This is a genomic window from Halorientalis regularis (genome assembly GCF_023698535.1).
GTDB lineage: Archaea > Halobacteriota > Halobacteria > Halobacteriales > Haloarculaceae > Halorientalis > Halorientalis regularis.
Genome location: NZ_JALJCL010000030.1, coordinates 1 through 9,713, shown reverse-complemented (window position 1 = coordinate 9,713; position 9,713 = coordinate 1). Strand labels below are relative to the sequence as shown.

General features: G+C 54.4%; 6 protein-coding genes and 1 pseudogene. 5 read left to right on the top strand and 2 right to left on the bottom strand.

Going from position 1 to position 9,713, the window contains the following annotated elements; translation table 11 throughout:
- The first annotated feature begins 689 nt into the window (after positions 1-689).
- From MU521_RS21005 to MU521_RS20995, 3 genes are all read left to right on the top strand, one after another.
- A complete protein-coding gene (locus MU521_RS21005) occupies positions 690-1,208 on the top strand; it encodes a hypothetical protein (protein WP_139171227.1) in 519 nt (172 codons plus the stop codon).
- Positions 1,209-1,484: 276 nt separating this feature from the next.
- The gene (locus MU521_RS21000) at positions 1,485-2,069 is read left to right on the top strand and encodes a DUF7437 domain-containing protein (protein ID WP_092695718.1); all 585 of its coding nucleotides are present in this window, start codon (positions 1,485-1,487) and stop codon (positions 2,067-2,069) included.
- Positions 2,070-2,081: 12 nt separating this feature from the next.
- The gene (locus MU521_RS20995; protein WP_092695716.1) at positions 2,082-2,612 is read left to right on the top strand and encodes a PIN domain-containing protein; all 531 of its coding nucleotides are present in this window, start codon (positions 2,082-2,084) and stop codon (positions 2,610-2,612) included.
- A gap of 7 nt (positions 2,613-2,619) precedes the next feature.
- Here MU521_RS20995 and MU521_RS20990 read toward each other — a convergent pair whose 3' ends face one another.
- Positions 2,620-3,630: a tyrosine-type recombinase/integrase gene (locus MU521_RS20990; RefSeq protein ID WP_092695714.1), complete on the bottom strand. Its 1,011-nt coding sequence runs from the start codon at positions 3,628-3,630 to the stop codon at positions 2,620-2,622.
- Between the two features lie 398 nt (positions 3,631-4,028).
- Between MU521_RS20990 and MU521_RS20985 the strand changes: the two are divergent.
- Positions 4,029-4,157 (top strand): annotated as a pseudogene (locus MU521_RS20985) (IS1595 family transposase); the annotation flags it as partial.
- A gap of 38 nt (positions 4,158-4,195) precedes the next feature.
- Here MU521_RS20985 and MU521_RS20980 read toward each other — a convergent pair.
- Positions 4,196-8,116 carry a helicase-related protein gene (locus MU521_RS20980; protein ID WP_092695712.1) on the bottom strand — a complete coding sequence of 1,307 codons (3,921 nt, stop codon included), beginning with the start codon at positions 8,114-8,116 and terminating at the stop codon, positions 4,196-4,198.
- A gap of 431 nt (positions 8,117-8,547) precedes the next feature.
- Between MU521_RS20980 and MU521_RS20975 the strand changes: the two genes are divergently transcribed.
- Positions 8,548-9,339 carry an HNH endonuclease gene (locus MU521_RS20975; RefSeq protein WP_092695710.1) on the top strand — a complete coding sequence of 264 codons (792 nt, stop codon included), beginning with the start codon at positions 8,548-8,550 and terminating at the stop codon, positions 9,337-9,339.
- The last annotated feature ends 374 nt before the right edge of the window (positions 9,340-9,713 follow it).

The following is a 9,713-nucleotide window of genomic DNA, read 5'->3' as shown; positions in this document are numbered from 1 at the left end:
TTTGTTGCGTCGGCTTCATCGACCTCCGCCAAGATCTGGCGGAGGTCTTCGACAGAGACGTTCTCCAGCCTCGCCATACCTCTTCTCGTGGCTGGAGTTCCATGAAGTTTTAGCCCTCAGTATAAGAAGACGGTTTATAAGTGGTCGAGGCCCTGTGAGATTGGGCTTGAGTGCCCGCACGACCGTGAACCCACAGAATGTGAGGCCGCGCAGCGGAACAACAGCGCATACAAATGCCCTAGTTCTCGTGCACCGCATCATGTTCGCACGGGGTTTATCACAGCTAAACGAGATGCTGGTGCCCACCCAGACTCAATCGACCAACGTTGCGATGTAAAGGAGCGTACACAGGATAAGCACTATCACCATCCAGATGACGAGGACGTGCGCAAGCGGGCAGAAGAAGACTTCGACACCCTGGATGAGGACCCAGATTCGGGATACTCGTTCTAACGCTCACATCCCTGCCGCCGCGCATTCAATTCGGCTTGAACCCCTTCCTTCCGAATGATGAGCACAGGTAGATTCCATTATTCCCGGAGAGACTCTCAGCTAGCAGCTACTGGCGTCCCATATTCAGCAACTACTAGTAAACACGATTCTGCTGAGAATCAAAAGATACCGGCCAACCCCCTCAATTTAATCCCTAAACCTCAGATAGAATTTCGGGGGTCTGCTACATATATAGCGTGAATGTCGCACTGGAGCATTTGAGATCTGTGCCGGTAATCAGTACTACAGAAAATATACAAACTGCGTTAGATTTTAACAAGGAACAATGCTTACTCACTACTATGCAGGAAGGCTTAGTGATTGAAGAGCCTGCATATCAGGCTCTAATTGACGAATTCAGTAATATGGAGCAGAAGGGTATAACCGGATACAGAGTAGTCTGGGAGGCCGAAGGCAAAGAACACAGTTCCACCGAATATGTAATTAAAGCGTTCGGTGAACATCTGGGTGAGCCGACCGCGATCATGTGGGGAAGGGGCGGAAATAAAGAAACGGGCGGGAAATACGAAATCATTCCTAAACCGAATGATAATGCTTGGCTTCGATATTACCATCCACATAGCGGACCAGATGACTACAAACTCACCAGATTAGCCGTTTTCAGCCCTGATTTTGTATATGAAGATGAGGAAGAGTATACCAGTTTCTGGAAGAATCCCTTTGAGAAATTGGCTGAAATCAAAAATAGAAGATAGTGATTGATGCTGTTACTCTATTTACCAATATGCTGGACAGTTGACTCTATCCAATATTGGTGGAGTAAGTCGTAGCATCCTACTGATCCATCCACTGTATCTCGCACACCATACCTAATGGAAAATTGACTCTAATCCATTGCGCCGACAGTGGTGAACTACTACCAATTCTCAAGTGTCGCACTCACTGTGCTGGATTAGGAAATATCCCTGAACGGTCTTCTTGAGATTACGCTTCCCCAAGTGTTATTACTCAATACACGAATTATGTATTGTATGTCGAAAGCCGCCGGTGATCCCGAACGTGCCATCAACGGCCTCCTGTCGGTCGCCCAGCTCTTGGAGGAGCCGCGGCTGGCGCGACTCTACACGTTCGTCCTCCGGGAAGGGGAAGTCACTATCGACGATATCGTTGCCGCGTTAGAGATACCGCGGACGACGGCGTACTCGGACACAGGCACACTCGTCGAACTTGGGGTGCTGACGCGAGACGAGGAACGGAAGACGCACACGTATTCGGCGGTTCCGATTACCCTCACCGCAAACCTGGACGGCGACGAATACACGGTTACCCCGACCCTCATCGAAGCGTTCGGCCGCTCACCCCAGGATCAGGACCTGGACCTCCTGCTCGAAAAGCATGGCCTGGGAAAGCTCGCGGCCGCACTCACCTACGCAGTCCCCTATGCTGAAGGTGAGATGTCGGAGCGAGTGGCTGCCCGGGAACTGGATCTCCAGCACGCGTTCGCTATCGCTGTCTTACAAGCTCTCCGAGAAGTCGTACTCGACATGAAGTCGGTCGATCCGTACTTCGAGGATATTCGGAGTGCCCGCGAGCAACCGCCCGAGGCAGAGGACTGACGGGTACCATAGATGAGTGAGTCGTTCGATCCGATGCAGGAGGGGGTCGTTTGGATCGCGGATACGGGACTGTTCGTCGCGTGTGGCCGCCAGCAGAACAACAAGTACACTGCGCTGGAGCGGTTCGCCCAGCGGAACGATCTTTCGCTCGTAATCCCGCAGCGCGTGTACGACGAACTCGGTGGCGCACCGGATCGGAGTACGCCGGGCCAAACCCCCATCAACAGCGCGATTGATGCGGGTTGGGTGATGGTCGCTGACGAACCAGACTACACGAACAGCACCGTGTCGAAGGTGATGGACGACGTGCGGACGTTCATCGCACAGTCGTCGAATCGACGGGAGGATCAGATCGAGAAAGCAGATACCGCACTCGCAGCGGTTGCAGCGGAACGTCTCGACGCAGGTGACGGAGAATTCGCGTGTGTCGTGACGACTGATATCGACGCTGGCGAGGGTATCGTGACCGCGCTCTCACGAAATGGGTTCGACGATCGCGTCCAGTTCAAAAATGGGTTCGAGTTGATCGAGGAGATTATCTGAGACCGGGCTATCGGTCGCCGAGGAACTCGCGACGCTGTTCCATCTTCTCGCGCTGCGTGCGCCGGTCGTAGTGCTGGTCGATGACTTCCGGGCTCACGTTCGCCCGGTCGCTGATCACTTTCTCCGGGATATCCTCGTTGAGCCGCTTCGTGATACCGCCCCGCCGGATCGCGTGCGGGCTCACGCTCGACGGGCACTTCGAAGGTGACTCCGGCTGTGCTCCCTCGCAGGTAGCAGGGTCTCGGTCGTGTGGGCACTCTTTTCCGTACTCGCAGGGGCGCGTCCACTGATAGATGTAACTCTGGAGTGTCGTTTTCTGGGTCCGTCCCTGCGCAGACGCGAGCAACGGTTCTCTCCCGTGATCGTCGGTCACGTTCGGCCACTTCGAGGCCAGCCAGTCGTCCAGCAGATCGGAAATCCGGTCCGAAACGGCGATCAGTCGCTCGCCGTCGCCCTTGTTCTTGATGGGTGTGTCGGTGTCCGGGCGATGTCTGACCTCCAAGTACTGTTCTTGTGAGTTGTAGTCGTCGACATCGAGCGCATGCACCCCGCCGACACGCATCATCGTGTGCCACATCAGCGACAGTGCAACGTGCTGAACACTCGCGTACTTGTACTTCCCGAGGTAGGCCAGCACAGCGTCGGCGCGGTCAGCTTCCAGCATCACGTCCCGCGAGTTCTCATCTGCGGTGATCGCCGGCGACAGCACTTTTTCGCCGAGATCTTGTTCCACCGCGTCGATGGATTCCAGCCAGCGCACGAACACGCGGAGCGTGTCCATCTGCGTCTTTTCGCTGACCTTGTTGAGATCACCGTCCTCCCGACGCCACATCCGGTACTCGTGCAGCAGTCGCCCGTTCAGCGTGTTCAGGTTCGTGATGCCCTTCTCTCTGCTCCACCGGACGAAGTGTTTCAGCCGATATCTGTGCCCCTGCAACGATGCCTCGGCGAGTTCGTGCTCTCTGTCCGCAAGATACAACTCGTAGGCCGTCTCTGGTTCGATTGGTTCCAGACTCATGGTTCGTCTTCCGACGAACCGCACGGGCCGGAAACTCCACCAATACGGAACGGCCGACATACCGCTTCCACCGCCCGAAAGAGTGGGTTGACACGCAGAGAACCCAAGGCCTGCAGCGCCCATTCGATTCTCGAACGGCCCAAATCCGACAGACAGCGGTGCCTCATTTATATCAACTACCTGGAGTGCGCTTGAGAGTTCATTCGACAGTCGAACGAATCCGACTCACAACGGTGTCGCCCCGCGGTTTGTCTACATCCAAAATTGGCAGGGGTGAGTTTCATCAATCGCCGAATGACATTTGATGATCGCTCTTCGGAAGCAAGCTGTTGGTCAGATAGAACTGGCACTTTAGAAGCGTAGCGGCAAGGGTGATGCGCCAGCGGCACCCTAATGCAATGTCCCCGTTTGAGTTCCTGAACTCATAGGCGAACGCCACGAACCTGCTGGAGCAGGTTCGTTGGCGCGACGGCCTCTATTGCCCGCGCTGCCGGCCTGGGTCAGTGATCAAGCACGGCAGCTATCGAGAGTAGCAATGATCTCTTATGTTGGTACCCGCAACTGATCAAAGACTGTCGCGATTGCTAGTGAACGTGTCGAACCAATGTTGAAGTCCATTGGTAGTGATCCCGTCTACAACACCCTTGTCAGCAGACAAAACCTGAAGTCGTCCATCCCGTTTCCATCCACAGACTACAGGAGTCTCCGGTTCCAGCTCCCGTGATTCTATGTATTTTTGCAGACGGATACTTTCCTCACTAGCTTCCAAAACATACTGTACTATCGCCTTGAGAAGTGGATGTCCTGGTGCAAGGAAGTGTATCGAGGGGTATTCGCGAGCACAATCTTCTGAGAACGTCACTGCAAAGCCACTTTCTGGCGCGATTGCCTGTGCAGCTGTTCCCTCTTGAGTTCCTATCTGGATTTCAACTCCGTGAGTGCCAGAAAGGTGGAGTCGGTACGTGTGTTCACTGTATTCGAAATCGTCTATCAATTCGGTGTTCTGGTCCTCAAACTCAATTTCAGCAACCGGGGTCAATAGGACACTGTCGCTGGAATCGTTTTTACTGCTGGTGAAGAGTGACTCTACCGCCGACGGCGTGAACGGGGCTGCACACGCGTACTCGTCAGCACCGACAGCGTCGACATCGGGGTGGTTGTGGCCCCCCCATGCGCTCAACCGCGCGTTGTCGATGACCTCGTCAGCGACCAAGGTGTCGACCGAGTCCAGTGACTCACCGACATCAACACGATCGCTCTCCCGTTGCTCTTCGATCCGCTCGGAGAACTCGCTGTCAGCGCGGTCGACAGCTTCGTCGCGGTCTTCGTCTTCCGCCTCGAGGGTAGCTGAGCGAATCTGTTCGCTCACACCCGAGAGAATCGGCTGCATATCGCCGACTACGTTCTCGAACAACCCGATTCGGTCGTCGAGGCGGTCGTAGATGTCCGTCTCCACGGTATCCTTGTAGCTGTAGTTGAGGATAGTCACATCGTCGTAGCGCTGCCCGATACGGTCAATCCGGCCGATCCGCTGTTCGACACGCATCGGGTTCCACGGCAAGTCGTAGTTGATCAGCGCGCCACACTCCTGAAGATTGAGCCCCTCACTGGCAGAGTCCGTACACACGAGAATGTCCACTTGGCCACCATCAGCTGCAAACTCCCGCTTCACACGTTCCTTCCCGACACTCCTCCACTCGCGCTGCTCGCTGTCGTATATTTCGCCGCCACGTCCGGAGTACGTTGCGACCGTCTCCCCGTGGATGGACACGAGGCTGTCACGGATGAAGTCCATCGTGTCGGCGTACTGCGTAAACACGATGATGCGGTTGTGTCCGTCATGGTCGAGGGCGTTCAGATCGTCGATGAGTTGTTCGATCTTCGGGTCCTGCTCAATACGCGTCAGTTCAGAGACGAACGACTCCAGTTCCTCGATCTCCTGATCCAAGAGGTTGATACCCTCGTCGGTGACGTTCGGGATGACCTCCGCTAGGTCAGCGTCTTCGATGTCGCCTTCCAGTTCATTGAGCGCGTCAAAATCGCTCAAATCGTACTCAGATATGGTATCGAGGATGCTCTGCTCTGCGTCACCGTACGACCGTTCGGCGGCACGCTGCTTGCCCTTCATGACCGTGCGCTGGGCTCGCAGTTTCTCCAAACGGTTCTGGAGGCTCTGTGAAATCGCGTAGACGCTGCTGGTCAGACGCTGACGATACGTTGTCATCACGAACCCGATGGCGCGTGAATCCGCCTCAGAAGATTGCTGGGCCAGTTTGTAGAACTTCCGCGTGTACTCGTCGATGCGGTCGTAGACCTCACGGGTTGCATCCGTGAGTTCGATCTGGCGCTGTTCCGGGTTCCGGTTCGGTACTGTCTCATCCAACAGACCGACCTGCTCGTACCTCCGAAGGGTGTCACGAGTATTTCGGTGAATCAGTGCATCGACGGGCGTCGACTCGGCCAACACGTCCCGAATGACGCGCCATCCAGACTCGGTGAGTTCGTCAAGGGCATCTAGGCGGTCCCCACGCGAGAACGTCAGCCACTCTTGCTCAACCTTCCACTCAGGGTAGAGCAGGTATTTCAGCTTGTCATCCTCTTTCGCATCGAACGGGTCAATATCGTACTCGTTCATCGCATCCTCCAGCGTCTCCACGTACCCGTCGTAGTGATCGCCGTAATCGCCAGCGAGGGTACAGGCGTTCAGGACACGCGTTTTCGCGATCGCGCGAGGCTGGTCCTCGTTGATATCTAGATTGCTGGCGATCGCATCGAAGATCTGGTCCGAGACGCTGCGGTCGGTCGGAAGACTATCCTGATATCTCCCATCGAGAGTTGCCTGCGTCGGGCTCCGATCGGTAGATCCACCGGCGCTATCACCGTCGACCTCGCTACCCAGTGCCTGTTCAAGGGCACTCCTGGTCTCGAAGAATTCGACGAAATCGTCCCGGTCGTCCCACTCGGTCGGTAGATCCAGCAACGTCATAAGGTCATACAGCTCGCCGGCGTGGAGCTGCATGGGGGTCGCCGTCAGCAGGTAATAGGCCTGCGTGTGGTCGCGAAGCCGGTCGAGCATATGGTAGAAATTACTGTTGCGTCGGGCGTTGTGCGCCTCGTCGACGATGACGGCGTCCCAGACCCCTTCGCGTTTCGCGGACGAGCGGCCACGGCAACTCGCAGGTACATCGTCTCTGGTACGGACATCGCCACCGTCGCGCGGTGCGACCTGATCCCATCGGCCTTCGAGACGGGCCGTGTGCCAGGACATGATGACGATGTTTGGACCGTCCAGTGGCTCACCGTCATCTTGGGCATGGAGGAACCGCCAGATCGGGCTCTCGACCCAGGCCTGATCGCGGTCGATATTAGTCCCGAGATCGGCGACAGACGGTGGCGCGTGTTCCTGACCGAAGGCATCGATGAAGGTGTACTCGTAGTCGCTGCCGCGGTCGAAGCGGTAGGCGTTGAGGTTGAACTTCTCCCAGAGTTCCTCTTGCCACTGGATAGTCAGGCTAGCAGGGACGAGCAGTAGGCCGGTTTCCAATTCATCCGTGAGGCCGAGTCGGGAGAGCGTCAGGCCGGCTTCGATGGTCTTCCCGAGCCCGACCTCGTCACAGAGGAGGAAGCTGTTTGGGTAGGTGTTGACGAGCGTGTCCGAGACGACGCGCTGGTGGGGCCACGGCGTGATGGTACTCCCGTGTTCCGCGAGGGCGAGACCACCCGGTGAGAGTGGGCCATCGGCGATAATGTTGGCCTTGTCCCGTTCCGTTGGTGGTGCTTCACCGCGAGCGATCTGGACCACCTCGTCGACTTCATCATTGGTGTCGGGCGCTTTCCAATCAATCAGGTCCTCTTCGATGGCCTCCGGGAGGTCGTGGACTTCGACGAATGGGTGTTCGTCTCTCCAGAGACGGTCGAAGGTGTCGACGTCGCCATCGACGTAGGCGGCCTGTTCGTCGACCCACGAGCGGTGAACTTTGAACCGTTCGTAATTCCGCTTCCAGCCACCAACGGTTTCGTTGACGCTTCCCTCGAAGGAGAGTGCGTTCCCTGCCTCGTCGTGGAAGATACCCATCTTCGGGTGGAATATCCGCCAGCTTCCCTCGCGTGGGATAGCGACCTTGATGTGGAGCCGACCTTCCCGGAGGAGGTGAGCCAGTAACTGGAGCTGTGCATCTAGTTGTTCGTCGTCAAGTTCCTCCAGTTCGTCACCGAGTTCGTCGGTGAGTGCTTCCAGAACGGGGCGATCGGTTTCGTACAACTCGACCCCGACGACGATCCGCATCTCTCCGTCGTTGTCTTCGAGAGCATGGATACCGCGAGAGGCGACGGCGAGAGCGCTGCTGGAGAAATACCCGGCAATGCGATCGTAGCGGATACTGCGCGAGAGTGCAGGCACGTAGAATTCATCAACGAGGTACGTACCTTCACCGGTAGGATCGCTTTCGTATACCGATTTCCAAGATTGGTCAGCAAGGTCAGGCATTCGTTTGATTGCCGATTATTGAAGGACGGGGAACTTAATGCCTGTTCCATAACCAATAGACGGTAAATTCCGATTCCAGTGTGCAGGTATAATCGACCTACGGCTCACTATATATAGCACTGTAAACAACTATACATTCCCAACAAGACTCAAAGATAGATGCCAGGCTACGAAACGCATCTGTGGTTAGCACGAAAAATAGGTCTTCTGGTGGGGGTTTTCGTGGCTGCAATTGCCTTCATTGGCGGGGCTTTGACTCCGTATCCACTCAGCTTATTTGACCTCTTCAGTAGTCGGTATGCGTTGATTTTTCAATTGCCTCGTCTTGACACCGTCCCCGGCGAATGCGTTGAGGCTAAATCTATATATAGCGTACAGATTGCAAGTGTCGATACTCACTTGTATCTCAGTTAGACAAAAATAATACTAGAATGGGTCACGGTTACCCACCCGATTGGAAACAACGACGACAAGCTGTCTATAAACGAGATAATTTCCAGTGTCAAAACTGCGGCCGAAGAGGAGGCCCAAGGGGAAATTCAGAACTTCATGCTCACCACGTCGTTCCAAAAAGCAAGGGGGGAACCCATAACTTGAGTAATCTAATAACGGTTTGCAAGCCTTGCCACGAGCAAATCCATGGACGGCCGATACCCACAGGAGGCAGCAAAAACAACTCGAGGAGGTCAAACTCTTATTCCTCAGAAAATGAATCTCAGCACGGCAGTAAGGGATATGAACGAGTATCTGATCCGGTTGATCCTACCTCTGACACGGATACAAAACCATACTGGGAGAAGAAGAAAGAAAACCGGGACTTGAGTGATGCAACTGACCCATTCGATACTTCTGATCTTCCGTCATTTAATACAAATAATAGCAAGGTGTCTGATCCAATTAATCCAATATCATCAGTTGATTCCGATCCCTACTGGGTGAGGAAGAAGGAAGAACGTGAGCAGGATCAAAGTAATTCAGAATCGGCTTCGCTAAATTTAGACTGGTCCATTAACCCTGATGAGTATCAAGAAGCAATAGAGGGGATAAGGAATGAGGGAAATCTTAGTACCAGCAAAAGCTCGAATGGTGGCGGTCACTCTGTTTATAAAACGATAGCGCTTTTAATTTGTTTATTTCTCACTGTCTATTTCATATCTGTCCAAACGTACAGGCCGCTATTATTACTGATTCCGGCAATATTGTGGGCAGTCAAGGAAAAATAAGATAATAGAATTGCAATTGAATGTTTCATATTGCGCATCGTGCAAATAAAATATCACCTAACTACTAGATTTATCGGTACTACAAAGAGGTAGAATGCACGAACAATTTTTGAATGAATATCGATGTTGATGAGTTAGTTGATTCTGCCCACGGAACAGTATGGGGGACAGTATTGAGAGCCGATAGAGAGGGATATGTGCCACCTGGTGTTACGGAATGGCCGCCGGGAGATTCTCCCATTGAGTACTTATACTGAGGGCTAAAACTTCATGGAACTCCAGCCACGAGAAGAGGTATGGCGAGGCTGGAGAACGTCTCTGTCGAAGACCTCCGCCAGATCTTGGCGGAGGTCGATGAAGCCGACGCAACAAAG

Bases quoted from the DNA above. Each gene is read 5' to 3' on its own strand.
- MU521_RS21000 (WP_092695718.1), top strand. From the start codon at position 1,485: ATGTCGAAAGCCGCCGGTGATCCCGAACGTGCCATCAACGGCCTCCTG.
- MU521_RS20980 (WP_092695712.1), bottom strand. From the start codon at position 8,116: ATGCCTGACCTTGCTGACCAATCTTGGAAATCGGTATACGAAAGCGAT.
- MU521_RS20975 (WP_092695710.1), top strand. From the start codon at position 8,548: ATGGGTCACGGTTACCCACCCGATTGGAAACAACGACGACAAGCTGTC.
- MU521_RS20990 (WP_092695714.1), bottom strand. From the start codon at position 3,630: ATGAGTCTGGAACCAATCGAACCAGAGACGGCCTACGAGTTGTATCTT.
- MU521_RS20995 (WP_092695716.1), top strand. From the start codon at position 2,082: ATGAGTGAGTCGTTCGATCCGATGCAGGAGGGGGTCGTTTGGATCGCG.